The 23,059-nt window shown below is 64.2% G+C and carries 21 protein-coding genes; 11 read left to right on the top strand and 10 right to left on the bottom strand.

What is annotated here, in order from left to right; all coding sequences use genetic code 11:
* Positions 1-49: 49 nt before the first annotated feature.
* A complete protein-coding gene (locus ACTORR_RS07130; RefSeq protein WP_371858381.1) occupies positions 50-793 on the bottom strand; it encodes an MlaA family lipoprotein in 744 nt (247 codons plus the stop codon).
* A 76-nt stretch (positions 794-869) separates the two neighbouring features.
* Positions 870-2,168: a serine/threonine protein kinase gene (locus tag ACTORR_RS07125; protein ID WP_054886413.1), complete on the bottom strand. Its 1,299-nt coding sequence runs from the start codon at positions 2,166-2,168 to the stop codon at positions 870-872.
* Positions 2,169-2,357: 189 nt separating this feature from the next.
* Here ACTORR_RS07125 and ACTORR_RS07120 point away from each other — a divergent pair, with 189 nt between their 5' ends.
* Entirely contained in the window at positions 2,358-2,723 is a 366-nt protein-coding gene (locus ACTORR_RS07120) for a hypothetical protein (RefSeq protein ID WP_441343598.1), read from the top strand.
* Between the two features lie 138 nt (positions 2,724-2,861).
* Here ACTORR_RS07120 and ACTORR_RS07115 read toward each other — a convergent pair whose 3' ends face one another.
* The gene (locus ACTORR_RS07115; protein WP_313365761.1) at positions 2,862-4,427 is read right to left on the bottom strand and encodes a glycoside hydrolase family 17 protein; all 1,566 of its coding nucleotides are present in this window, start codon (positions 4,425-4,427) and stop codon (positions 2,862-2,864) included.
* A gap of 196 nt (positions 4,428-4,623) precedes the next feature.
* Between ACTORR_RS07115 and ACTORR_RS07110 the strand changes: the two genes are divergently transcribed.
* The 3 genes from ACTORR_RS07110 to ACTORR_RS07100 all read left to right on the top strand — a co-directional run bounded on the left by ACTORR_RS07110 (position 4,624) and on the right by ACTORR_RS07100 (position 7,698).
* Complete coding sequence (locus ACTORR_RS07110) at positions 4,624-5,484, top strand: glycine betaine ABC transporter substrate-binding protein (RefSeq protein WP_054886410.1); 861 nt, start codon at positions 4,624-4,626, stop codon at positions 5,482-5,484.
* 241 nt (positions 5,485-5,725) lie between these two features.
* Complete coding sequence (locus ACTORR_RS07105) at positions 5,726-6,037, top strand: DUF485 domain-containing protein (RefSeq protein ID WP_054886409.1); 312 nt, start codon at positions 5,726-5,728, stop codon at positions 6,035-6,037.
* Positions 6,034-7,698: a cation acetate symporter gene (locus ACTORR_RS07100; protein ID WP_054886408.1), complete on the top strand. Its 1,665-nt coding sequence runs from the start codon at positions 6,034-6,036 to the stop codon at positions 7,696-7,698. The genes ACTORR_RS07105 and ACTORR_RS07100 overlap by 4 nt, the downstream gene beginning before the upstream one ends.
* Before the next feature lie 53 nt (positions 7,699-7,751).
* Here ACTORR_RS07100 and ACTORR_RS07095 read toward each other — a convergent pair whose 3' ends face one another.
* A complete protein-coding gene (locus ACTORR_RS07095; RefSeq protein WP_012271016.1) occupies positions 7,752-7,904 on the bottom strand; it encodes a DUF3309 family protein in 153 nt (50 codons plus the stop codon).
* A 271-nt stretch (positions 7,905-8,175) separates the two neighbouring features.
* Between ACTORR_RS07095 and ACTORR_RS07090 the strand changes: the two genes are divergently transcribed.
* Complete coding sequence (locus ACTORR_RS07090; protein ID WP_212632679.1) at positions 8,176-8,985, top strand: SDR family oxidoreductase; 810 nt, start codon at positions 8,176-8,178, stop codon at positions 8,983-8,985.
* 128 nt (positions 8,986-9,113) lie between these two features.
* A complete protein-coding gene (csrA, locus tag ACTORR_RS07085) occupies positions 9,114-9,296 on the top strand; it encodes a carbon storage regulator CsrA (protein WP_099814771.1) in 183 nt (60 codons plus the stop codon).
* 153 nt (positions 9,297-9,449) lie between these two features.
* Here the strand turns inward: csrA and ACTORR_RS07080 are convergent, their stop codons facing one another.
* From ACTORR_RS07080 to mnmC, 5 genes are all read right to left on the bottom strand, one after another.
* Positions 9,450-9,677 (bottom strand): YheU family protein, encoded by a 228-nt coding sequence (locus tag ACTORR_RS07080; protein ID WP_313365554.1) that lies wholly within the window; start codon positions 9,675-9,677, stop codon positions 9,450-9,452.
* A 55-nt stretch (positions 9,678-9,732) separates the two neighbouring features.
* The gene (locus tag ACTORR_RS07075) at positions 9,733-10,917 is read right to left on the bottom strand and encodes an osmoprotectant NAGGN system M42 family peptidase (RefSeq protein WP_054886404.1); all 1,185 of its coding nucleotides are present in this window, start codon (positions 10,915-10,917) and stop codon (positions 9,733-9,735) included.
* 108 nt (positions 10,918-11,025) lie between these two features.
* Positions 11,026-12,771, bottom strand: a complete 1,746-nt coding sequence (gene ngg, locus ACTORR_RS07070) for an N-acetylglutaminylglutamine synthetase (protein ID WP_054886403.1) — start codon at positions 12,769-12,771, stop codon at positions 11,026-11,028.
* Between the two features lie 3 nt (positions 12,772-12,774).
* Positions 12,775-14,562 (bottom strand): N-acetylglutaminylglutamine amidotransferase, encoded by a 1,788-nt coding sequence (locus ACTORR_RS07065; protein WP_099814767.1) that lies wholly within the window; start codon positions 14,560-14,562, stop codon positions 12,775-12,777.
* A 183-nt stretch (positions 14,563-14,745) separates the two neighbouring features.
* Positions 14,746-16,713 carry a bifunctional tRNA (5-methylaminomethyl-2-thiouridine)(34)-methyltransferase MnmD/FAD-dependent 5-carboxymethylaminomethyl-2-thiouridine(34) oxidoreductase MnmC gene (gene mnmC, locus ACTORR_RS07060; protein ID WP_313365553.1) on the bottom strand — a complete coding sequence of 656 codons (1,968 nt, stop codon included), beginning with the start codon at positions 16,711-16,713 and terminating at the stop codon, positions 14,746-14,748.
* A 106-nt stretch (positions 16,714-16,819) separates the two neighbouring features.
* Here mnmC and pap point away from each other — a divergent pair, with 106 nt between their 5' ends.
* Both pap and ACTORR_RS07050 read left to right on the top strand, forming a co-directional pair.
* Positions 16,820-18,313 (top strand): polyphosphate:AMP phosphotransferase, encoded by a 1,494-nt coding sequence (gene pap / locus ACTORR_RS07055; RefSeq protein WP_099814765.1) that lies wholly within the window; start codon positions 16,820-16,822, stop codon positions 18,311-18,313.
* Positions 18,314-18,430: 117 nt separating this feature from the next.
* Positions 18,431-19,384: a DMT family transporter gene (locus ACTORR_RS07050; RefSeq protein ID WP_313365552.1), complete on the top strand. Its 954-nt coding sequence runs from the start codon at positions 18,431-18,433 to the stop codon at positions 19,382-19,384.
* 160 nt (positions 19,385-19,544) lie between these two features.
* Here the strand turns inward: ACTORR_RS07050 and ACTORR_RS07045 are convergent, their stop codons facing one another.
* Complete coding sequence (locus ACTORR_RS07045; RefSeq protein ID WP_313365444.1) at positions 19,545-20,939, bottom strand: class II fumarate hydratase; 1,395 nt, start codon at positions 20,937-20,939, stop codon at positions 19,545-19,547.
* Between the two features lie 152 nt (positions 20,940-21,091).
* Between ACTORR_RS07045 and ACTORR_RS07040 the strand changes: the two genes are divergently transcribed.
* The 3 genes from ACTORR_RS07040 to trhO all read left to right on the top strand — a co-directional run bounded on the left by ACTORR_RS07040 (position 21,092) and on the right by trhO (position 23,059).
* Complete coding sequence (locus ACTORR_RS07040) at positions 21,092-21,616, top strand: DUF2059 domain-containing protein (protein WP_027918170.1); 525 nt, start codon at positions 21,092-21,094, stop codon at positions 21,614-21,616.
* A 10-nt stretch (positions 21,617-21,626) separates the two neighbouring features.
* The gene (locus ACTORR_RS07035) at positions 21,627-21,923 is read left to right on the top strand and encodes a BolA family protein (protein ID WP_167067885.1); all 297 of its coding nucleotides are present in this window, start codon (positions 21,627-21,629) and stop codon (positions 21,921-21,923) included.
* A 203-nt stretch (positions 21,924-22,126) separates the two neighbouring features.
* The gene (gene trhO / locus ACTORR_RS07030) at positions 22,127-23,059 is read left to right on the top strand and encodes an oxygen-dependent tRNA uridine(34) hydroxylase TrhO (protein ID WP_054886396.1); all 933 of its coding nucleotides are present in this window, start codon (positions 22,127-22,129) and stop codon (positions 23,057-23,059) included.

Genomic DNA, 23,059 nt, shown 5'->3' with positions numbered 1-23,059 from the left:
TGCACAGTACCTGTGGGAGCGGCTTTAGCCGCAAAGAGGCCGGGCCTGCCTACTCGGCGATCTGCAGCTTGCGCGCCTGGGTGTACACATAACGCACCTTCTCATACTCGAACGGCGAGTTGAGCTGCCCATAGCGGAATTTGGTGGTGTAGCGCTTGTCCACCACGCGCAAGGCGAAGATCTCCGGGTGATGCTCGCTGGCTTCGGCCACGTTCAGGTAATTGACCGCCTGCTCGCCGGCATAGTCCACCACCAGTCCGGTCGTGTCGCGCAGGTTCGACGGGCCAAGTACCGGCAGCATCAGGTACGGCCCCTCCGGCACGCCATAGAAGCCCAGGGTCTGGCCAAAGTCCTCGCTCTGGCGCGGCAGGCCCATGCTGGTGGCCGGGTCCCACAAGCCGCCCACGCCGATGATGGTGTTGAACATCAGCCGCGCGGTGATTTCCGCCGAGCGCTTGGCCTTGAGCTGCAGCACGCTGTTGAACAGGTTCGGCACGTCACCCAGGTTGTTGAAGAAGTTGCTCACCCCGGTGCGCACGAAGCTGGGCGTGACGTACTGGTAACCGCTGACCAGCGGCAGCAGCACCCATTGGTCAAGGCGGTAGTTGAAGTGGTAGATGCGCCGGTTCACCGACTCCAGCGGGTCGTACACGTTCAGCGCTTCCAGGGTCGAGCGTTCGAATTCGCGCTGGTCCAGCCCTGGGTTGAATTTCAATTCGCGCAGCGGGTCGATGAAGCCGTCGGCCTCTGGTGTCAGCGGCGCCTGGGTGACTTGCGGGTCGGCTTCGACCACGCTGGCCCGTGGTGCGGTTTCGGCTGCCAGGGCATTGCCGGCGGCGACGAGCAGCGCGGTGGCGAGGAGGAATTGGTTAGCCACGGAAGAACTCCAGCATGGCGTCGCTGTTGACGCGGTAATTGAGGTTGCCGCAATGGCCGCCATGGGGGTAAAGGGTCAGCCGGTCGCCGAACACCTTGCGCAGGAAACCGATATCGCCGGGGCCGAGGATGACGTCGTCGGCGTTGTGCATCACGGCGATCTTGTCACTGTTGCGCAGGTAGTCTTCCAGCGCATACAGGCTGACCTGGTTGACCAGTTGCAGGATGCTGTTGCCATCGGTACGCGCGCGCCACATCGGGATCACCTGTTCGGTCATGTAGCAGTCGAAGTCGCATTGCAGCGCCCGTTTGAAGAACGGCGTCAGGCTGCTGCCCTCGGTGATCGGGAACTTCGGCGGAATGATCAGGCCGCGGCGGTTGATCAGGTCGGAAGTGAAGGCGATGTCGGCCGCCGAGAAGCGGAACGAGGTACCGATGAGCATGGCCATCTGTTCATTGGACAGGTGCTGTTTCGACTGCTGGAAGTCGTACAGCAGGGCGTCGTTGAGGTCGATGTAGCCCTTGTCCTGGAAATAGCGGGTGAGCTTCGCCAGCATCAGTTCGTAGAAGGTGGTGCTGCGGTCGATGCCCTTGACCTGGGTCTGCACCAGTTTGTCCAGGTTGTTGATCGAGGTGTACAGATTGACCGGCGGGTTGAGCAGCAGCACGCGCTTGAAGTTGAAACTGCGGCGGGTTTCGTCGAGGTGGCTGACGAAGGCAGCGTCCAGCGCGCCCAGGCTGTAGCCGCTCAGGTAGTACTCGCTGACCGGCAGGCGCGGGTGTTGGGCACGCACGGCCTGCATCACCCGGTACAAGTCCTCGGCGTCCTCCTGGCTGACCCCGGGGGTGGCGAAGCGCGAGGCGGCGCTCATGAAGTCGTAGCTGGTCGGCGACGATAGTTGCACCACGTGGTAGCCGGCCTGGTAGAACAACTTCTTGAGGTACTCGTTGATGCTGCTGGAGTAGGGCGCACCGGTACCGGCGATGAGGAAGATCAGCGGTGCCTCGTGGTCCTGGCGGGCCAGGCGGTACTTGAGCTTCTTCACTGCCCAGAAGTTGTCGGGCAGGGTGAACTCGCGCTCGGGGCGCAGGTTCAGGCTGTAGTCGGACTGGTCGATGTCATCGTCGCTGGGCAGGGTCGGGCGCTGCTCCGGCGGCGTGGTGGCGATGGTCGCCTCGAACGGGTTGGTCAAGGGGTAGCCGTAGCTGGCGGCGTCGATATCCCGCGCCGAAGCGGCCGCAGCCATGAGCAGGCCGCCAAGAAGGGCGGCAAGGCGCCAAGATCGAAGCATGTGTTCCCCCAGAAGGATCAAGGTCGTGCAGTACGCAGGCTAGGACCACGGTTGCCTGGGCAAAGTTGCCGAGCGCGGTGGCCTTTGGTGCGCTTGTTATCTGCAACATAGCTGCAGGGTTGTGATTTTGCCTTACAACAGGGCTTGGGCGATCATGGATGATTTCGATTACCGCTATTGGAGAACGGGATGTCTCGAACGCTGCCGGGCGCTCTACTGCTGATGTTTCTGGCCATCTGGCTTGCCGCCAGTTATGGCGTGCGCTATGGCTTGATGGAAGATGGACAGTGGGTGGGGCTGTGCGCAGTGCCGGGCGACCACTGGCAGTGCCAGGTACGTTCGTTGTTGGGGCTGGGCATTCACTTTCAGGTGATGGCCTGGGCCGGGTTGGGGCTGGCGTTGCTTGCCCAGGTCATTACCAGTCGTGGCGGTTGGTGGCTGGCGGTGTTGGCGCTGGTGTTCGGCGTTCCCGCCCTGGTGTTGTATACCGCCAGCATCGCGGTGTTCGTGGTGGTGCTGGCGGGCTTGCGCCTGGTACGGCAACGTGCAGCCTGAAAAACTACACGGTCTGTGTAGGAGCGGCCTTGCGTCGCGAAAGGGCTGCGTAGCGGCCCCAAGATTTCAGCATTCTGCCGAGATTGCTGGGGCCGCTACGCGGCCCTTTCGCGACGCAAGGCCGCTCCTACAAAAAGCTTATCGCCTTATAGTAATTCGCAGGCTTCGCCACAGGGCTGCGGTCATCAGCACGCTGACTACCGCCCAGCTCCAAGCCTGCTGGTTCTCCCAACCTTCCCGAAACAGTTGCGGCAACACCCCGGCGCCGACGATGAAGGCCAGCAACGCCACCTCCGCTCGCCGCGCCGCCACGGGCCTGAGCAGGTACACCAGCGCCGGCAATGCCAGCGCCACGCTGGGGAAGCTGCGGTAGCGCGGGTCGAACACCATCGCCAGCATGCTCACCGCCGCTGCAAAACCGGCCGCGAGCAACAGCCAACCGGCCCGAGCCTGCATATAGTCGAACAGCCGCCGACGCCAGCCGTCGCGGCGTGCCAGGGCAAGGGCCGCATGCATCAGCACCAGCAGGTTCAACCCAGCAAGCACCACCGCCCACACCCACTCCCCGGCAAACCGCGCATGGGTGCGCATCAACTCGCCCCACAAGCCCAGGCAGCCCGCAGCGAACGCGGCCAGCACTGGCAACAGCAGGGCTGCCAGCGGTGTCGCGGGTCGCCCGGCCATCAGCAGCGTGGCCGCCATCAACAGCGCGCTCGCCAGCAACCACTGCGGCCAGTAATGCAAGTTGCTGACCGGCCCTTCGAGCACGCCTTTGTCCTGCCGGTCGGCATCGTACAGCCCCCAATAGCCGCCCACGGCACCTTCACTGGCTCGCTTCCACGGCTGGTCGAAGGCTTCGATCAGGTTGTAGTGCCAGCCATTGGCCTCGGCCATGCTGACGAAACCACGTATGAAGCGCGCCTCGTTGGCCCGGCTGGGCACTGCGGTCTCGCGTTGGCGACCTTCGCTGGGCCACCCGGTTTCGCCGATGAAGATGTCTTTGGGCGCGAATCGGTTGCCGAACACTTGGCGCACATCGGCAACATGGGCCAGGGCATCGTCGATGCCGCGTGGGTCGTCTTCCCAGTAGGGCAGCAGGTGGATGGTCAGGAAGTCCACGGCCGGCGCCACCTGCGGGTGCTGCAACCAGAACTCCCAGACATCGGCATAGGTCACCGGCACACTGACCTGGCTTTTCACCTTTGCGATCAGCGCGGCCAGCTGCTCGCCGGTCACTTCCTTGCGCAACAGCGCCTCGTTGCCGACGATGACTGCGCTGACCACGTCCGGGTTGGCATTGGCAGCGGCAATCAGCGCGTCCACTTCCTTGCCGGTGTCGACCGGGTTGGCGTTGACCCAGGCGCCAAGCATCACCTTCAGCCCATGCTTGCGCGCCAACGCCGGGATTGCCTCAAGGCCGGTCATCGAATAGGTGCGGATGCACTGGAATCGCTCGGCCAGCAACGCCAGGTCGGCGTCCATGCGCGCCGGGCGCAGTCGGAAAGGCTGGTCGAAGGGCGACTGGTCCTTGTCGAACGGGGTGTACGACGCACACTGCAATTTATGCGTGGGGCTGGCCGCGTCGGGCAACTGCACCGGCTTGCCCAGCCCGTACCAGAGCGCTCCCAGCCCGAGCAGGGCGAGCAGGCAGGCGAGCAGGTACAACGGCAGCGGGCGGGAGGCATCGGGCATCGGGCGGTCCATCGTCAGGCGCAAAACGTTAGATAGTAGCCTGACGCCAAACCTTTGGCATGCAAGGATCGCGCAGGGCGCTGTAGCTCGATGCCGCTAATGGCACAGTGCTGTCGCCTATGGAGTGGTACAGGTCGCAGTGGGAGCAGGTCGCGCTTTGTTGCAGGAAGATGATGCAATCTCCAAGACCTGACGAGGGGATGCTTTGATGGCTACTTTTACAAGAATGCGCCGTTTCCTGGGGGTGGGCACCGCCCTGGTATTGGCCATGAGCGCTGCACAGGCCATGGCCAAAGAAGTCAGCATCGGTTACGTGGATGGTTGGGCTGACAGCGTGGCGACCACCAACGTCGCCGCAGAGGTGATCAAGCAGAAACTCGGTTACGACGTGAAGCTGCAGGCCGTGGCCACCGGCATCATGTGGCAGGGTGTGGCCACCGGCAAGCTCGACGCGATGCTCTCGGCCTGGCTGCCGGTCACCCACGGTGAGTACTGGACCAAGAACAAGGACAACGTGGTCGACTACGGCCCGAACTTCAAGGATGCCAAGATTGGCCTGATCGTTCCCGAGTACGTCAAGGCGGTGAGCATTGCCGACCTCAAGACCGATACCAGCTTCAAGCAGAAGATCGTCGGTATCGATGCAGGTTCGGGGGTGATGCTCAAGACCGACCAGGCCATCAAAGACTACGACCTGACCGGCTACAAGTTGCAGGCCAGCTCCGGCGCGGCCATGACCGCCGAACTGGGCCGCGCGTATGCCAAGCAGCAGTCGATTGCAGTGACCGGCTGGGTGCCGCACTGGATGTTCGCCAAGTGGAAGCTGAAATTCCTCGAAGACCCGAAAGGCGTATATGGCGCGGCTGAGACCGTGAACAGCATCGGCAGCAAGGAACTGGGCACCAAGGCGCCGGAAGTGGCGGAGTTCCTGAAGAAATTCCAGTGGCAGTCCAAGGATGAGATTGGCGAGGTGATGCTGGCCATTCAGGAAGGGGCCAAGCCTGAGGCAGCGGCCAAGGACTGGGTGGCCAAGCACCCTGACCGCGTTAAAGAGTGGACTGGCAAGTAATTTTTAGAGCATGGGGCTGCTCTGCAGCCCTTTCGCGACACAAGGCCGCTCCTACAGATGTGTGCGATCTCCTGTAGGAGCGGCCTTGTGTCGCGAAAGGGCCGCAAAGCGGCCCCGCTTTTTTGCAGATTCTGTAAAACACCGTTGCATCTAAGACTAAGGTCGTCTGGTTGGCGTCCAACAGCTGCATAAAGTAAGGGTGTGGGTTCCATCCCCTACCTGTGCTGCTAGGACAAAAACAATGAACGACAGCATTTACCTCTCGATACAAAACAGCCCGCGCTTCAAGGAGCTGGTCAGCAAACGTGAACGGTTCGCCTGGATTCTCTCGGCGATCATGCTCGGCCTCTACTGCGCCTTCATCCTCCTGATCGCCTACGGTCCGCAGATTCTGGGCACCAAGCTCAGCCCTGGCTCGTCGATTACCTGGGGCATTCCCCTGGGCGTCGGCCTGATCGTTTCGGCATTCGTCCTGACCGCCATCTACGTGCGCCGCGCCAACGGTGAATTCGATGAGCTGAACAAGGCCATCCTGAAGGAGGCGCAACAATGATTCGCCACGCCAAAGCCCTGGCCATCATGGCCTGCGGAGCCTTTGCACCCGCCGTGTGGGCCGCCGATGCCCTGACCGGCGAGGTGCAGAAACAACCGCTGAACGTGCCGGCGATCGCCATGTTCGTGGCCTTCGTCGCCTTCACCCTCGGTATCACCTACTGGGCCTCCAAGCGCAACAAGTCGGCGGCTGACTACTACGCCGCCGGTGGCAAGATCACCGGCTTCCAGAACGGCCTGGCGATTGCCGGCGACTACATGTCGGCGGCCTCGTTCCTGGGTATTTCGGCCCTGGTGTTCACCTCTGGCTACGATGGCCTGATCTACTCGATCGGCTTCCTGGTCGGCTGGCCGATCATCCTCTTCCTGATCGCCGAACGCCTGCGCAACCTCGGCAAGTACACCTTCGCCGACGTTGCCTCGTACCGCCTCGGGCAAAAGGAGATCCGCACGCTGTCGGCCTCCGGTTCGCTGGTGGTGGTGGCGTTCTACCTGATCGCGCAGATGGTCGGCGCGGGCAAGTTGATCGAGCTGCTGTTTGGCCTTGATTACCACGTCGCGGTGATCCTGGTGGGTATCCTGATGTGCCTGTATGTGCTGTTCGGCGGCATGCTGGCTACCACCTGGGTGCAGATCATCAAGGCCGTGTTGCTGCTGTCCGGTGCCAGCTTCATGGCGCTGATGGTGATGAAACACGTCGGCTTCGACTTCAATACGCTGTTCTCCGAAGCGATCAAGGTGCACGCCAAGGGCGAGGCGATCATGAGCCCGGGTGGCCTGGTGAAAGACCCGATCTCGGCGTTCTCCCTGGGCCTGGCGCTGATGTTCGGTACCGCTGGCCTGCCGCATATCCTGATGCGCTTCTTCACCGTCAGTGACGCCAAGGAAGCCCGCAAGAGCGTGCTGTACGCCACCGGCTTCATCGGCTACTTCTACATCCTGACCTTCATCATCGGCTTTGGCGCGATCCTGCTGGTCAGCACCAATCCGGACTTCAAGGACGCCGCTGGCGCCCTGATCGGCGGCAACAACATGGCGGCGGTGCACCTGGCCGATGCCGTGGGCGGCAGCGTGTTCCTCGGCTTCATCTCGGCCGTGGCCTTCGCCACCATCCTGGCGGTGGTTGCCGGCCTGACCCTGGCCGGTGCCTCGGCGGTTTCCCACGACCTTTATGCCAGCGTCTGGCGCAAGGGCAAGGCCAACGACAAGGACGAGATCCGCGTGTCGAAGATCACCACCATTGCCCTTGGCGTGCTGGCGATCGGCCTGGGTATCCTGTTCGAGAAGCAGAACATCGCCTTCATGGTTGGCCTTGCGTTTTCCATTGCCGCCAGCTGCAACTTCCCGGTACTGCTGCTCTCGATGTACTGGAAGAAGCTGACCACCCGCGGCGCCATGATCGGCGGCTGGCTGGGCCTGGTGAGCGCGGTGACGCTGATGATCCTCGGCCCGACCATCTGGGTGCAGATCCTTGGTCATGAGAAAGCCATCTACCCGTACGAGTACCCGGCGCTGTTCTCGATGATCATCGCCTTCATCGGGATCTGGTTCTTCTCGATCACCGACAAGTCCAAGGCAGCGGATGACGAACGTGCCAAGTTCTTCCCGCAGTTCGTTCGCTCGCAGACCGGCCTGGGCGCTTCCGGCGCGGTTTCGCACTGATCCACCGGCCATGAAAAAACCGCGCCTTGGCGCGGTTTTTTCATGGGCTGCGGCTAGATCATGCCTAGCAGCAATAGCACCAACAGAATCACCAGCACCACGCCAACGATGCCGGACGGGCCGTAGCCCCAGCTGCGCGAGTGCGGGAAGACCGGTAAGCCACCAATCAGCAGAAGGATCAGGATGATGATGAGAATCGTGGTCATGACGGAGTCCTTGCATGGTTGAAGGTCAAGGGCCTCGGACTGCTGGCCTCTTGTAAATTCGGACCGGTGCCGCTTGCCAAAGATTCCATTTGAATACTACCTGTGCTGGCCTCAGGCCTTAGGTGATCCCTGTGGCAGCGGCTTTAGCCGCGAAGAGGCTGGCACTGACTACACAGACATGCCCGCCCATTCACTACCCTGATGGATCCTGCCCCCGGCCGAAGCCTTGATTAGACTCGCTGCACAACCTGTCAGAACAAGGCGTGCCACCATGCAAAACCGCATCATGATCACTGGCGCCGGCTCCGGCCTTGGCCGCGAGATCGCCCTGCGCTGGGCGCGTGAGGGCTGGCACCTGGCGCTGGCCGATGTCAACGAAGCGGGCCTGCGCGAAACCTTGGCGCTGGTGCGGGACGCAGGGGGCGAGGGCTTCGTCCAGCGCTGCGACGTGCGCGACTACAGCCAGCTCACCGCCCTGGCCCAGGCCTGCGAAGAAAAGTTCGGCGGCATCGATGTGATCGTCAACAATGCCGGCGTCGCCTCGGGTGGCTTCTTCGCCGAGCTGTCGCTGGAAGACTGGGACTGGCAGATTGCGGTCAACCTGATGGGCGTGGTCAAGGGGTGCAAGGCGTTCCTGCCGCAGCTGGAGCGCAGCAAGGGCCGCATCATCAACGTCGCGTCCATGGCGGCGCTGATGCAGGGGCCTGGCATGAGCAACTACAACGTGGCCAAGGCCGGCGTGCTGGCGCTTTCGGAGAGCCTGTTGGTGGAGCTGCGCCAGCTCGAGGTGGCGGTGCACTGCGTGTGCCCGTCGTTCTTCCAGACCAACCTGCTGGACTCGTTCCGTGGGCCCAACCCGGCGATGAAAGCCCAGGTCGGCAAGCTGCTGGAAGGCTCGCCGATCAGCGCGGCGGATATCGCCGACTACATCCACCAGCACGTCGCGGCGGGTGAGTTCCTGATCCTCCCCCATACCGCCGGGCGCGAGGCTTGGCAGCTCAAACGCCAGGCGCCGGAGCGGCTGTACGATGCGATGGCGGACATGGCGGTAAAGATGCGGGCCAAGGCGCAGCCGCGTTGATTGTAGGAATTGTCTGTAGGAGAAATTACCTGCCTGCGTAGGCTCGTTCTGAATTGCAGGCGAAGTATTGTCCAGAGGAATATCCCTGAGCACTCTGCGGTCTTTTCCTGTTGCGAGAGGGCCGGGACATGTTGGTGATCACGCGTGAAATCGGTGAAGTCATCACCATTGGTGACGATATTCGGATCAAGGTAGTGGAAACGCGCAATGGCGTGGTGCGCTTTGGTGTGGATGCGCCGCGCAAGGTGCCGGTGCACCGGGCCGAAGTCTATCGGCGGATCAAGGCTGCGCTGGCGCGCAAGGCTGATTGACCGGCACCGGCCTCTGTGGGAGCGGCCTTGCGTCGCGAAAGGGCCGCAAAGCGGCCCCAGGATATCAGCGACTGCGCCGAGATTGCTGGGGCTGCTCTGCAGCCCTTTCGCGACGCAAGGCCGCTCCCACAGGACCCGCGACAAGGCACGATGTCACTCGAGCAGCTCGCGGGGCACGTCATGCCTGGCCAGCAGTTGGCACTGCTGGCTCTCCGGGTCGAACAGGATGAACGCCTGGCCCCTGGCCAACGCCTGGCGCACCCGCAGCACACGGGTCTCCAGCGGGGTATCGTCGCCGTTATCGGTACCGTCACGGGTGACGAAGTCTTCGATAAGGCGGGTCAGGGTTTCGGCTTGCAGTTGGTCGTAGGGGATCAGCATGGGCAGTGCACGGTCTTGTTCATGAATCCCTGCATGCTACGCGATTCCATGGCCATCAGCTTTTGTTTCCTACCAGGCTGTCCACGGCCGGTACCCGGGTATCGCTTTCCATCTGCGCATCGTGCTCCAGCTGGTGGCTGAAGCGCTCGAGCGAGGCATTGGCCGGTTGCGAGTCGCTGGCAAACACGGGTGGGCTGAGCAGGTATGCCGAAAGCAGGCGGCTGAGCGCGGCCAGGCTGTCGATATGGGTACGTTCGTAGCCATGGGTGGCATCGCAGCCGAACGCCACCAGCGCGGTGCGGATGTCATGCCCGGCGGTCACGGCCGAGTGGGCATCGCTGAAGTAGTAGCGGAACAGGTCGCGGCGCACTGGCACGTCCTGGTCGCCGGCCAGCTTCAGCAGGTGGCGTGACAGGTGGTAATCGTATGGCCCGGACGAGTCCTGCATGGCCACGCTCACCGCATGCTCGCTGGAGGCCTGGCCGGGGGCGACCGGGGCGATGTCGATGCCGACGAACTCGCTGACATCCCAGGGCAGGGCAGCGGCGGAACCGGAGCCGGTTTCCTCGGTGATGGTGAACAGCGGGTGGCAGTCGATCAGTGGCTGGCGGCCGCTTTCCACCACTGCCTTGAGGGCGGCCAGCAGGGCTGCCACGCCGGCCTTGTCGTCCAGGTGGCGGGCGCTGATATGGCCGCTTTCGGTGAACTCCGGCAGTGGGTCGAAGGCGACGAAATCACCGATGGCAATGCCCAGCGTTTCACAATCGGCGCGGGTGGTGCAGTAGGCATCCAGGCGTACCTCGACGTGTTCCCAGCTGATCGGCATCTGGTCGATGGCGGTGTTGAAGGCATGCCCGCTGGCCATCAGCGGCAATACGCTGCCACGGAAGACGCCGGTGTCGGTGAACACGCTGACCCGGCTGCCCTCGGCGAAGCGGCTCGACCAGCAGCCTACCGGGGCCAGGGCCAGGCGGCCGTTGTCCTGCAACTGGCGCACGCTGGCGCCGATGGTGTCGAGGTGGGCCGAGACGGCGCGGTCGGGCGAGCTTTGCCGGCCCTTGAGGGTGGCACGGATGGTGCCACGGCGGGTCAGTTCGAAGGGGATGCCCAGTTCGTCCAGGCGTTCGGCCACGTAACGCACGATGGTATCGGTGAAGCCGGTCGGGCTGGGGATGGCGAGCATCTCCAGCAGCACGCGCTTCATGTAGTCGAGGTCGGGTTCGGGGAGTCGATCGGTCATGGGTACTCCTTGGTTCCTGTGTTGGGGCCTTCGCGGGCACGCCCGCTCCCACAGGTATTGCACCGCCCTTGTGGGAGCGGGCGTGCCCGCGAAGGCCTCAACACTGATTCATGCCAAAGGCCGGCTATGCGGGAACAGCAAATCGACAAACCGCTCGGCCGTCGGCTGCGGCTCATGATTGGCCAGCCCGGCCCGCTCGTTGGCTTCGATGATCACGTAATCCGGTTGCTCGGCATCGCGTACCATGAAGTCCAGGCCCACCACCGGGATTTCCAGCGCGCGCGCCGCTCGCACCGCCGCATCGGCCAGCACCGGGTGCAGGCGTTCGGTGACGTCTTCCAGGGTGCCACCGGTATGCAAGTTGGCCGTGCGACGCACCGCCAGGCGTTGGCCGGCGGGCAGCACGTCGTCATAGCCGTGCCCGGCACTGTGCAGGGTACGTTCGGTCTCGTCGTCCAGCGGGATGCGGCTTTCGCCACCGGTCGCCGCCTGGCGCCGGCGGCTCTGCGCCTCGATCAGCTGACGAATGCTGTGCTTGCCGTCACCGATCACCTGGGCCGGGTGGCGAATCGCCGCCGCCACCACTTCATAGCCGATCACCAGAATGCGCAGGTCGCTGCCGGCATGAAAGCTCTCCAACAGCACCCGGCTGTCGAAGCGGCGGGCGCTTTCCACGGCCTGTGTCACTTCCTCGATGCAGGTGAGATTGACCGCCACCCCCTGGCCCTGCTCGCCGTCCACAGGCTTGACCACCACCGCGCCATGCTCGTCGAGAAACGCCAGGTTGTCGTCGGCATTGCCGGCCAGCTGCTGCGCTGGCACCTGCAGCCCGGCGTTGCGCAGGACATGCTGGGTAAGGCGCTTGTCCTGGCACAAGGTCATGGTCACGGCACTGGTCAGGTCACTCAGCGACTCGCGGCAGCGGATCCGGCGCCCGCCCAGGCTGAGGGTGAACAGGCCGGCAGCGGCGTCGTCGACGTGCACCTCGATACCGCGGCGCAACGCTTCGTCGACGATGATGCGGGCGTATGGGTTGAGGCCGGCTTCCGGGCCGGGCCCGAGAAACAGTTGCTGGTTGATGCCATTCTTGCGCTTGACCGCAAAGGTCGGCAGGTTGCGGAACCCGAGTTTTTCGTACAGGCGCTTGGCCTGGTGGTTGTCGTGCAGCACTGATAGGTCGAGGTAGGCCAGGCCCCGGCTCATGAAGTGTTCGACCAGGTGGCGCACCAGCACCTCGCCAACCCCCGGACGGGTGCACTGCGGGTCCACGGCCAGGCACCACAGGCTGCTGCCGTGTTCGGGATCGTCGAACGCCTTGCTGTGGTTCAGGCCCATGACACTGCCGATCACCGCACCGCTGTCCTCATCTTCGGCCAGCCAGTACACCGGGCCACCAAGGTGGCGGGGGGTGACCAGCTCGGGGTCGACCGGCAGCATCCCGCGCGCCTGGTACAAGGTATTGATCGCCTGCCAGTCGCTGGGGTTTTGCGCCCGGCGCACACGGAAGCCACGGAACACCCGCTGCGCCGGGCGGTAGTCGGTGAACCACAGGCGCAAGGTGTCGGAGGGGTCGAGAAACAGCTGCTGGGGTGCCTGGGCCAGCAATTGCTGGGGGGCGGCCACGTACAGGGCGATGTCACGCTCGCCGGGGCGCTCCTCCTGCAAGGCGGCGGCCAGGCTGGCTGGGTCCGGGTAGGTGTGGCCGATCAGCAGACGCCCCCAACCGCAGTGCAACACACGCGGCTGGTCGTGCGGCTCGCTGCCGTCGCCGGCCAGGCGCGCCTGCAAGCGCTCGTAGGACGGCGCCTGGCCGCGCAGAAGGCGCTGACCGTAGGCGATTTCGTGGGTTTTCATCGGTCAGATTCCTTGTTCGCTGAGCCACAGGTTCAGGGCCGCCAGCTGCCACAGTTTGGAACCGCGCAGTGGGGTGAGCTGGCCGTGCGGATTGCTCAGCAGGCGGTCAACCATGGCCGGGTTGAACAGGCCACGGTCCTGGCTTGGGTCGGTCAGCAGGTCGCGCACCCAGCCGAGCGTTGCGCCTTCCAGATGCTTGAGGCCGGGCACCGGGAAGTAGCCCTTCTTGCGGTCGATCACCTCGTGGGGGATCACCCGCCGCGCGGCTTGCTTGAGCACCTGCTTGCCGCCGTCGGGCAGCTTGAAGCGTGCCGGAATGCGCGCCGACAGTTCGACCAGGCGGTAGTCGAGGAATGGGGTGCGCGCCTCCAGGCCCCAGGCCATGGTCATGTTGTCGACCCGTTTGACCGGGTCATCGACCAGCATCACCGTACTGTCCAGGCGTAATGCCTTGTCCACGGCTTCGGGGGCGCCGGGGCGGGCGAAGTGCTCGCGGACAAAGTCGCCGGCCGCGTCGGTCTCCAGCAGCCAAGGGGCCTGGACCGTGTCGCGGTACTCGTCATGGCTGCGGTCGAAGAAGGCGTCGCGGTAGGCGGCGAAGGCATCCTCGGCACCGTTCACCTTCGGGTACCAGTGGTAGCCGGCGAACAGCTCGTCGGCGCCCTGGCCACTCTGCACGCCCTTGCAATGCTTGGCCACTTCCCGCGACAGCAGGTAGAAGGCGATACAGTCGTGGCTGACCATCGGTTCGCTCATGGCACGGAAGGCGGCCGGCAGCTGCTCGATGATCTCGTGCTCGGCGATGCGCAGCTGGTGGTGGCGGGTGCCGTAGTGCTTGGCGATCAGGTCGGAATACTGGAACTCGTCACCGCGTTCGCCGCCGGCATCCTCGAAGCCGATGGAGAAGGTCGACAGGTCGTCCACGCCGACCTCGCGCAACAGGCCGACCAGCAGGCTGGAGTCGACACCGCCAGACAGCAGCACGCCGACGTCAACGGCGGCGCGCTGGCGGATGGCCACGGCGTCGCGGGTGGCGTCGAGCACGCGAGTGGTCCAGCCTTCCAGGTCGAGGTCGCGCTCGTCCGGGTTGGGGCCATAGTGCAACTGCCACCAGGTCTGGCGCTCGACTTCGCCGTGACGGTCGACGCGCATCCAGGTGCCTGGCTCGAGCTTCTGTACATTGGCCAGCAACGTGCGCGGTGCAGGCACCACGGCATGGAAGTTGAGGTAGTGGTTGAGCGCCACCGGGTCGATCATCGGATCGATATCGCCCCCCTTGAGCAGCGCCGGCAGTGTCGAAGCGAAACGCAGGCGCTCGCCGTTGCGCGAAAGGTACAGCGGCTTGACGCCCAGGCGGTCGCGGGCCAGGAACAGGCGCTGGTTGTCGCGTTCCCAGATGGCCAGGGCGAACATGCCGTTGAGCTTGGGCAGCAAGGCTGCGCCCCAGGCGTGGTAGCCCTTGAGCAGCACCTCGGTGTCGCCGTCGGACCAGAAGCTGTAGCCCAGCGCCTGCAATTCCTGGCGCAGCTCGGGGAAGTTGTAGATGGCGCCGTTGAAGGCGAGGGACAGGCCCAGGGTGTTGTCGACCATCGGCTGCGCCGAACCGTCGGACAGGTCCATGATCTTCAGGCGGCGGTGGCCGAGGGCGATCGGGCCCTGGCTATGGAAGCCCCAGGCGTCGGGGCCACGGGGCGCCAGGTGGTGGGTTATGCGCTCTACCGCAGCCAGGTCGGCTGGGCGAGGGGCCTGGTCGATGGGGGTGAAACGCAACTCTCCTGCTAATCCGCACATAGGTCCTTACCGGTTTTTCCGTTGGGGAATGAGCGCCCCGGATTAGGGCACCCTGTAAGGAACTGACCTGTGCGGTTTGTGGGAGTTTTAGATCGATCTGTTATAAGCAGGGGTGAGGCCTGAAGTGTGAGCCGATAAATTTGTGTCGCCTGTGAGATCCATCGCCATACGCCCCCAGCCCCCTCACTTCCCGCGAATCAGCCGGCGCAGCATGAACCGGTTGGGGTGGCAGGCCTCAGCCACCGCCCGTGGCAACGGCAGCGGTTCGCCACTGGCCCAGGCCGCAATCAGCTCGCCACTCAACGGCGCGGTGATCAACCCTCGCGAGCCATGCCCACTGTTCACATACAGCCCATCCAGCCACGGGCACGCCACCTCCGGTACCTGTCGCGCATCTTTGCCGAGCACGGCATACGCCTGGGCAAACACTTCAGGGTCGGCGACCGGGCCGACTATCGGCAGGTAATCCGGACTGGTGCAACGAAACGCTGCCCGGCCCTGCAGTTGCTCGACGTCGAGTGCCTCCGCGCCCAGCCGTGAGGCCAGGTCGGTGGAAATCTCATCCAGCAACGCCAGGTTGCCTTGGTGCTCGGCAACGGTCGGTGTCAGGTCATCATTGTGGAAATCGAAACTGGCACCCAGGGTGTGCTCATCACCCCGGGGCGGTGCGACGTAGCCATCGGCACAGACCACGGTGCGCAAGGCACGGCTGGCTTCAGTGGCGGGCAGGCGCGTGATCTGCCCGCGAATGCGCTTGAGCGGCAATTGCGCGCAAGGCGCGAAGCGGCGCACATCGGCGGCCCCGGCCAGCACCACCAGCGGCGCGCTGGCCAGCAAATGCTCCCCATCCCAGGCCTGCCACAGGCCGTCGGCCTTGCGCAGCTCGACCACATCTTGATGGAGTTGAACGCGAATGTTCGGGTGCTGCAGCTGCGCCTGGCACAAGGCGGGCGGGTGTACCCAGCCACCCTCGGGGTAGAACAGGCCGCCCGCAGGCAGCGCCACCCCGGCAATCGCTTCGGCATCAGCCTGCTCCAGCGCCCGCAGCAGGCTGCTGTCGAAGGCCTCGGCAAGCTTGGCCTGGCGCTCGCCTTCCTGGCGGTCGAAGGCCAGTTGCAGCACACCGCAGGCGTCCCAATCGCGGCCACGCTGCAACCGTTCGAGCTGGCGCCGGGTAAAGCCGAAACCGGCCAGGATCATCTGCGACAAGGCGGTGCCATGGGCGGACAACTTAAGGTACAGCACACCCTGCGGGTTGCCCGACGCCTCCTGCGCGGGCGCCGCGTGGCGTTCCAGCACCGTGACCTGCCAGCCGCGTGTGGCCAGGCTGGCGGCGCTGGCGCTGCCCGCCAGGCCGGCACCGATCACCAGTGCCTGGCGCGGGCCTGCCACAGGCGCGGGGCGGGCGTACCAGGGCGTGACCATGGCCGGCGATGGATGCCCGGTGTATTCGCCACTCATCACCTCCCACTTCTTGCCGATGCCTGGGATCTTCTTCATGGTGAAGCCTGCATCGATCAGCCCGCGGCGCACCCATCCGGTGGTGGTGAAGGTGCCCAGCGCGGTGCCGGGGTGGGCCAGCCGTGCCAATTGGCCGAACAGCTCTGGGGTCCACATGTCAGGGTTCTTCGCGGGGGCGAAGCCGTCGAGAAACCACACGTCGATGCTGGCGTCGAGCTGCGGCAGTTGCTCCAGTACGTCGCCGATCAACAGGGTCAGGGTGACCCGGCCGTCGTCGAAACTGAACTGCTGGAAGCCCGGGTGCACTGCCACGTACTGGGCCAGGAAGGGCTCGGTGAAGGCCGCCATCTCCGGCCACAAGCGCGCGGCGCGAGCCATGTCGTCGCGGCCGAGCGGGTACTTCTCGACGCTGATGAAATGCAGGCGTGCATCGGCATGGGCCTGTTCGGTGAACAGCTGCCAGGCGCAGAAGAAGTTCATACCGGTGCCGAAGCCGGTCTCGCCGATCACCAGGCAAGCGTGTGGGGCCAGGGCGGCGAAGCGCTGCGCCAGGCGCGTCTGTTCGAGGAATACGTAGCGGGTTTCGTCGGTGCCTTCATTCTTGGAGAAATAGACGTCGTCGTACTGCCGCGAGTGGGGGCGGCCCTGGTCGTCCCAGTCGATCTGGGCATGCTGGAGGAGGGTGGACATGGTTGGCTCGGTTGCAGCGGATGTGCGGATCTTATGTCATCTGCCGGGTTTGCGCAGGCGCTACGCAAATCCGCTAGTCTTGCTTATCCAATGAAGGAGCCAGTGCATGTTCGAATCCGCAGAAATCGGTCACAGCATCGACAAGGAAACCTACGACGCAGAAGTGCCTGCCTTGCGCGAAGCGCTACTTGAGGCGCAATACGAACTCAAACAGCAGGCGCGGTTCCCGGTAATCGTGCTGATCAATGGCATCGAAGGCGCCGGCAAGGGCGAAACGGTCAAGCTGCTCAACGAGTGGATGGACCCGCGCATGATCGACGTGCTCACCTTCGACCAGCAGACCGATGAAGAACTGGCCCGGCCACCGGCCTGGCGTTACTGGCGAGCGTTGCCACCCAAAGGGCGGATGGGCGTGTTCTTCGGCAACTGGTACAGCCAGATGCTGCAGGGGCGGGTCCATGGCCAGTTCAAGGACGCCGTGCTCGACCAGGCCATCACCGGTGCCGAACGGCTTGAGCAGATGCTCTGTGACGAAGGCGCACTGATCATCAAGTTCTGGTTCCACCTGTCCAAGAAGCAGATGAAGGCGCGCCTGAAATCGCTCAAGGACGACCCGTTGCACAGCTGGAAGATCAGCCCGCTGGACTGGCAGCAGTCGGAAACCTACGACCGTTTCGTGCGTTTCGGCGAACGCGTGCTGCGCCGCACCAGCCGCGATTACGCGCCGTGGCATATCGTCGAAGGCGTCGACCCGAACTACCGCAGCCTGGCGGTGGGGCGCATCCTGCTGGAAAGCCTGCAGGCGGCGCTGGCCAACAACCCCAAGGGCAAGCACCAGGGCAACGTCGCTCCGCTGGGCCGGAGCATCGATCAGCGCAGCCTGCTCGGTGCCCTGGACCTGAGCGTGCGCCTGGACAAGCAAGACTATCAGGAGCAGCTGGTCACCGAGCAAGCCCGCCTGGCCGGCCTGCTGCGCGACAAGCGCATGCGCCGGCATGCCCTGGTGGCGGTTTTCGAAGGCAACGATGCTGCCGGCAAGGGCGGCGCCATCCGCCGCGTGGCGGCCGCGCTGGACCCGCGCCAGTACCGCATCGTGCCGATTGCCGCGCCCACCGAAGAAGAGCGCGCGCAGCCTTACCTGTGGCGGTTCTGGCGGCACATCCCGGCGCGCGGCAAGTTCACCATCTTCGACCGCTCCTGGTACGGCCGGGTGCTGGTGGAGCGGGTGGAGGGCTTCTGCACTCCGGCCGACTGGATGCGTGCCTACAGCGAAATCAACGACTTCGAAGAGCAATTGGTCAACGCAGGCGTGGTGGTGGTCAAGTTCTGGCTGGCGATCGACCAGCAGACCCAGCTGGAGCGCTTCGAGGAGCGCGAGCAGATCCCGTTCAAGCGCTACAAGATCACCGAAGACGACTGGCGCAACCGCGACAAGTGGGATGATTACACCCAGGCCGTGGGCGACATGGTCGACCGCACCAGCAGCGAGATCGCACCGTGGACGCTGGTCGAAGCCAACGACAAGCGCTGGGCGCGGGTGAAGGTGCTGCGCACGATCAACCAAGCCCTGGAGGCAGCTTTCGCCAAGGACAAGAAATAGCCAGTCATGCCGCCGAGGAATGACCCGATGAATTTATTTCCCGGCATTTTCCTCCGGCTCGGAGCTCCAAGCCCTTAGAATTCGGTTACCCCCACCAAGGGCACATTCGAGGACTGTATGCACACAACTTCCGGCCGTTGGGGTTACGGCCTGTTTCTGGCACTGCTGACCGCGCTGCTCTGGGGCATCCTGCCGATCAAGCTCAAGCAGGTGCTGCAGGTGGTCGACCCGATGACCGTCACCTGGTATCGCCTGCTGGTTTCCGGCGGCGTGCTGTTCGCCTGGCTGGCCGCCCAGCGGCGCCTGCCGTCGCTGCGCAAGCTGGCGCCCAAGGGCAAGGCCCTGATCGTGGTCGCCGTGTTCGGGCTGATGGGCAACTATGTGCTGTACCTGATCGGCCTGAAGCTGCTGAGCCCGGGCACTGCCCAGCTGGTGGTGCAGATCGGCCCGGTGTTGTTGCTGGTGGCCAGCGTGTTCGTGTTCAAGGAGCGCTTCAGCCTGGGGCAGGGCATTGGCCTGCTGGTGCTGCTGGGCGGTTTCGGCCTGTTCTTCAACCAGCGCCTGGAAGAGCTGCTGAACTCGCTGGGCACCTACACCACGGGTGTCCTGACCATTCTCCTGGCCACCAGCATCTGGGTGTTCTATGCCCTGAGCCAGAAGCAGCTGCTGACGGTGTGGCATTCGCAGCAGGTGATGATGGTCATCTACCTGAGTTGTGCGGCCCTGTTGACGCCTTGGGTGCATCCGCTGGAGGCGCTGCAATTGAGCCCGGTGCAGGGGTGGCTGTTGCTGGCTTGTTGCCTGAATACCCTGGTGGCCTATGGCGCGTTTGCCGAGGCGTTGGCGCATTGGGAGGCGTCACGGGTGAGCGCCACGCTGGCGCTGACACCGCTGGTGACCTTTGTCGCGGTGGCGCTGGCTGCCGTGGTGTGGCCGGAGTATGTGCAGGCCGAGGATATCAATACGCTGGGCTATGTGGGGGCGGTGACGGTGGTCGCGGGGTCGACCCTGGTAGCCCTGGGGCCCTCGCTGGTAGCCGGCTGGAAGGCCAGAAGGGCACGCCTGGCATAGGATTGCGCGCTCTTTGTAGGAGCGGCCTTGCGTCGCGAAAGGGCCGCGAAGCGGCCCCAGGATTTCAGCAGCGCTGCCGAAATTGCTGGGGCCGCTCTGCGGCCCTTTCGCGACACAAGGCCGCTCCTACAGGTTTCGCGCTATTCCTGGAATCGGCTGTTCAGCCCTTGCCACCGGGCGCCAGCATGTTCTCCGGCCTCACCCACTGGTCGAACTGTTCATTGGTCAGGTACTTCAACTCCAGCGCCGCTTCGCGCAAGGTCTTGCCCTCGCTGTAGGCCTTCTTGGCAATCTCCGCCGCCTTGTCATAGCCAATGTGTGGGTTCAGCGCCGTTACCAGCATCAGGCCGCGCTCCAGGTGCGCCGCCATCTGCTCTGCATCCGGCTCGATGCCGGCCACGCAATGCTGCTGGAAGTTGCGACAGCCATCGGCCAGCAGCTCGATCGACTGCAGCAGGTTGTGGATGATCACCGGCTTGAACACGTTCAGCTGCAAGTGACCCTGGCTGGCGGCAAAGCCGATTGCCGCGTCGTTGCCCAATACCTGGCAGGCCAGCATCGACAGCGCCTCGCACTGGGTCGGGTTGACCTTGCCGGGCATGATCGAGCTGCCCGGCTCGTTGGCCGGCAGGCGCACTTCGGCCAGCCCGGCCCGCGGGCCGGAACCGAGCAGGCGCAGGTCGTTGGCGATCTTCATCAGCGCCACCGCCAGGGTCTTCAGCGCACCGGCCAGGCTGGTCAGCGGCTCATGGCCGGCGAGGGCGGCGAACTTGTTGGGGGCAGTGATGAAGGGCAGGCCAGAGAGGGCGGCCAGCTCGGCGGCCACGGCCTCGGCAAAACCATGCGGGGCGTTCAGCCCGGTGCCGACGGCGGTGCCACCCTGCGCCAGCTCGCACACCGCCGGCAAGGTGGCGCGGATGGCGCGCTGGGCGTAGTCGAGCTGGGCGACGAAGGCCGACACCTCTTGGCCGAAGGTGATCGGTGTGGCATCCATCATGTGCGTGCGGCCGGTCTTGACCAGCTTGCTGTGGCGCGCCGACAACTCGGCCAGGCCCGATGACAGCTCGGCGATCGCCGGCAGCAGCTTGTCGTGTACCGCCTGGACAGCGGCGATGTGCATGGCGGTGGGGAAGCAGTCGTTGGAACTCTGCGAGCGGTTGACGTGATCGTTGGGGTGGACTGGCGCCTTGCCGCCGCGGCCTTTGCCCGCCAGCTCGTTGGCGCGCCCGGCGATCACCTCGTTGACGTTCATGTTGCTCTGGGTGCCGCTGCCGGTCTGCCAGACGACCAGCGGGAACTGGTCGTCATGCTCGCCATCGAGCACTTCATCGGCGGCTTGTTCGATCAGCCGGGCGATGTCGGCAGGCAGGTCGCCGTTGCGGTCGTTGACCCGCGCGGCGGCTTTCTTGATCAGTGCCAGGGCGTGCAGCACCGCGAGCGGCATGCGTTCCTTGCCAATGGCAAAGTTGATCAGCGAGCGCTGGGTCTGTGCGCCCCAGTAGGCGTCCTCAGGAACTTCGACCGGGCCCAGGCTGTCTGTCTCGATACGGCTCATGCTGCGTTCACTCCTTGTCAGTCAGAATCAGCAGTTTAGGCCCTCATGCGTGCGAGCGGTTCATTCGCTCGTCGTGCCACTTGAGCGCTGCGCCCCTGCGGGAGCAGAATGCTCTACTCTGAGGTACCGCCTCCCCTCCTGAAGGAAATGCAATGACCCGTCTCCGTGTCCTCTGTGCTGCTGTCGCCCTGGCCTGTGCCAGCGGCCAGGTACTCGCTGCCACCGCCAGCCACAATGCTGCCGCCGAGAAATTCCTGACCCTGGCCAATGCCGACAAGCTGGGCACTCCGGTGTACATGCAGGTCCAGCAGATGTTCGCCCAGCGTTTCGCCCAGACCAAGGCCCCGGCCTCCAAGCAGCCGGTGCTCGAGAGCTACCAGGCCAAGGCCAACGCTGCCCTGGACAACGCCATCGGCTGGAACAAGCTGAAGCCGAAGATGGTCGACCTGTACACCCAGACCTTCACCGAGCAAGAGCTCAAGGACCTGGTCAAGTTCTACGAGTCGCCGCTGGGCAAGAAAGTCCTGCGTGAAATGCCCAAGGTCACCCAGCAGTCGGCCCAGCTGACCCAGACCAGCCTGGAACCGGCGGTGCCTGTGGTCAACAAGCTGCTCGACGACATGACCAAGGAGCTGGACCCGAACGCTGGCAAGGCCGCCGCCCCGGCCAAGAAGTGAGTAGCACCCGATGAGCATGCAGCAACGCATCGAGCAGCAACTGGCCGCGCTGGCCCCGCAACACCTTGAAGTGCACAACGAAAGCCACATGCACAGCCGTGGCCAGGAAACCCACTACAAGGCGGTGATCGTCAGCGAGCAGTTCGCCGGGCTCAACAGCGTCAAGCGCCACCAGAAGGTCTACGCCACCATGGGTGAGCTGATGGGCGAGATCCACGCCCTGGCGATCCACACCTACACGGCCGAAGAGTGGGCCAAGGTGGGCGTAGCACCGGCTTCGCCGGTGTGTGCTGGCGGCGGGCACTGAATCCTTTCCGTCGTTCTGGTACAATCCTGCAAAATCCGGGGGCCGCTTTGCGGCCCTTTCGCGACACAAGGCCACTCCTACAGGAATTCGCATTCCCCTGTAGGAGCGGCCTTGTGTCGCGAAAGGGGCGCAAGGCGCCCCCATGTTTTTTAGGTCAAACCCGGTCCGCCCCTTACGAGGGCAACCACTGGAGAGTCTGTTACATGTCCCAAGCTATCGTCGTGGCGGCGCTTTACAAGTTCGTCACCCTGGAAGATTACGTCGAGCTGCGTGAACCGCTGCTCAAGACCATGCTCGACAACGGCGTCAAAGGCACCTTGCTGCTGGCCCACGAAGGCATCAACGGCACCGTTTCGGCCACTCGCGAGGGCATCGACGGCTTGCTCGCCTGGCTGCGCAACGACCCGCGCCTGGCCGATGTCGACCACAAGGAATCCTACTGCGACGAGCAGCCGTTCTACCGCACCAAGGTCAAGCTCAAGAAAGAGATCGTCACCCTCGGCGTGCCGGGTGTCGACCCGAACCAGGCCGTCGGCACCTATGTCGAGCCCAAGGACTGGAACGCCCTGATCAGCGACCCGGAAGTGCTGCTGATCGACACCCGCAACGACTACGAAGTGGCCATCGGCACCTTCAAGGGCGCCATCGACCCGAAGACCGAGACCTTCCGTGAGTTCCCCGAGTACATCAAGGCCAACTTCGACCCAAGCAAGCACAAGAAGGTCGCGATGTTCTGCACCGGCGGCATCCGTTGCGAAAAAGCGTCCAGCTACATGCTCGGTGAAGGCTTCGAGGAGGTCTATCATCTTAAGGGTGGCATCCTGAAATACTTCGAGGAAGTGCCTCAGGAAGAGAGCCTCTGGGACGGCGACTGCTTCGTCTTCGACAACCGCGTCACGGTGCGCCATGACCTGAGCGAGGGCGAGTACGACCAGTGCCATGCCTGCCGCCACCCGGTCGATGCCAAGGACCGCGAGTCGGAGCACTATTCGCCAGGCGTGAGCTGCCCGCATTGCTGGGACACCCTGAGCGAAAAGACCCGCCGCAGCGCCATCGATCGGCAGAAGCAGATCGAGCTGGCCAAGGCTCGCAATCAGCCGCACCCGATTGGTTACAACTACAAAGCCGAGGCTTGA

This window comes from Pseudomonas sp. SAR267 (assembly GCF_052077595.1).
In the GTDB taxonomy this organism is placed as follows: Bacteria; Pseudomonadota; Gammaproteobacteria; order Pseudomonadales; family Pseudomonadaceae; genus Aquipseudomonas; species Aquipseudomonas vlassakiae.
This window is presented reverse-complemented; position numbering and strand designations above follow the sequence as displayed.

Bases quoted from the DNA above. Each gene is read 5' to 3' on its own strand.
- ACTORR_RS07125 (WP_054886413.1), bottom strand. From the start codon at position 2,168: ATGCTTCGATCTTGGCGCCTTGCCGCCCTTCTTGGCGGCCTGCTCATG.
- ACTORR_RS07120 (WP_441343598.1), top strand. From the start codon at position 2,358: ATGTCTCGAACGCTGCCGGGCGCTCTACTGCTGATGTTTCTGGCCATC.
- ACTORR_RS07115 (WP_313365761.1), bottom strand. From the start codon at position 4,427: ATGGACCGCCCGATGCCCGATGCCTCCCGCCCGCTGCCGTTGTACCTG.
- ACTORR_RS07110 (WP_054886410.1), top strand. From the start codon at position 4,624: ATGGCTACTTTTACAAGAATGCGCCGTTTCCTGGGGGTGGGCACCGCC.
- ACTORR_RS07105 (WP_054886409.1), top strand. From the start codon at position 5,726: ATGAACGACAGCATTTACCTCTCGATACAAAACAGCCCGCGCTTCAAG.
- ACTORR_RS07100 (WP_054886408.1), top strand. From the start codon at position 6,034: ATGATTCGCCACGCCAAAGCCCTGGCCATCATGGCCTGCGGAGCCTTT.
- ACTORR_RS07095 (WP_012271016.1), bottom strand. From the start codon at position 7,904: ATGACCACGATTCTCATCATCATCCTGATCCTTCTGCTGATTGGTGGC.
- ACTORR_RS07090 (WP_212632679.1), top strand. From the start codon at position 8,176: ATGCAAAACCGCATCATGATCACTGGCGCCGGCTCCGGCCTTGGCCGC.
- csrA (WP_099814771.1), top strand. From the start codon at position 9,114: ATGTTGGTGATCACGCGTGAAATCGGTGAAGTCATCACCATTGGTGAC.
- ACTORR_RS07080 (WP_313365554.1), bottom strand. From the start codon at position 9,677: ATGCTGATCCCCTACGACCAACTGCAAGCCGAAACCCTGACCCGCCTT.
- ACTORR_RS07075 (WP_054886404.1), bottom strand. From the start codon at position 10,917: ATGACCGATCGACTCCCCGAACCCGACCTCGACTACATGAAGCGCGTG.
- ngg (WP_054886403.1), bottom strand. From the start codon at position 12,771: ATGAAAACCCACGAAATCGCCTACGGTCAGCGCCTTCTGCGCGGCCAG.
- ACTORR_RS07065 (WP_099814767.1), bottom strand. From the start codon at position 14,562: ATGTGCGGATTAGCAGGAGAGTTGCGTTTCACCCCCATCGACCAGGCC.
- mnmC (WP_313365553.1), bottom strand. From the start codon at position 16,713: ATGTCCACCCTCCTCCAGCATGCCCAGATCGACTGGGACGACCAGGGC.
- pap (WP_099814765.1), top strand. From the start codon at position 16,820: ATGTTCGAATCCGCAGAAATCGGTCACAGCATCGACAAGGAAACCTAC.
- ACTORR_RS07050 (WP_313365552.1), top strand. From the start codon at position 18,431: ATGCACACAACTTCCGGCCGTTGGGGTTACGGCCTGTTTCTGGCACTG.
- ACTORR_RS07045 (WP_313365444.1), bottom strand. From the start codon at position 20,939: ATGAGCCGTATCGAGACAGACAGCCTGGGCCCGGTCGAAGTTCCTGAG.
- ACTORR_RS07040 (WP_027918170.1), top strand. From the start codon at position 21,092: ATGACCCGTCTCCGTGTCCTCTGTGCTGCTGTCGCCCTGGCCTGTGCC.
- ACTORR_RS07035 (WP_167067885.1), top strand. From the start codon at position 21,627: ATGAGCATGCAGCAACGCATCGAGCAGCAACTGGCCGCGCTGGCCCCG.
- trhO (WP_054886396.1), top strand. From the start codon at position 22,127: ATGTCCCAAGCTATCGTCGTGGCGGCGCTTTACAAGTTCGTCACCCTG.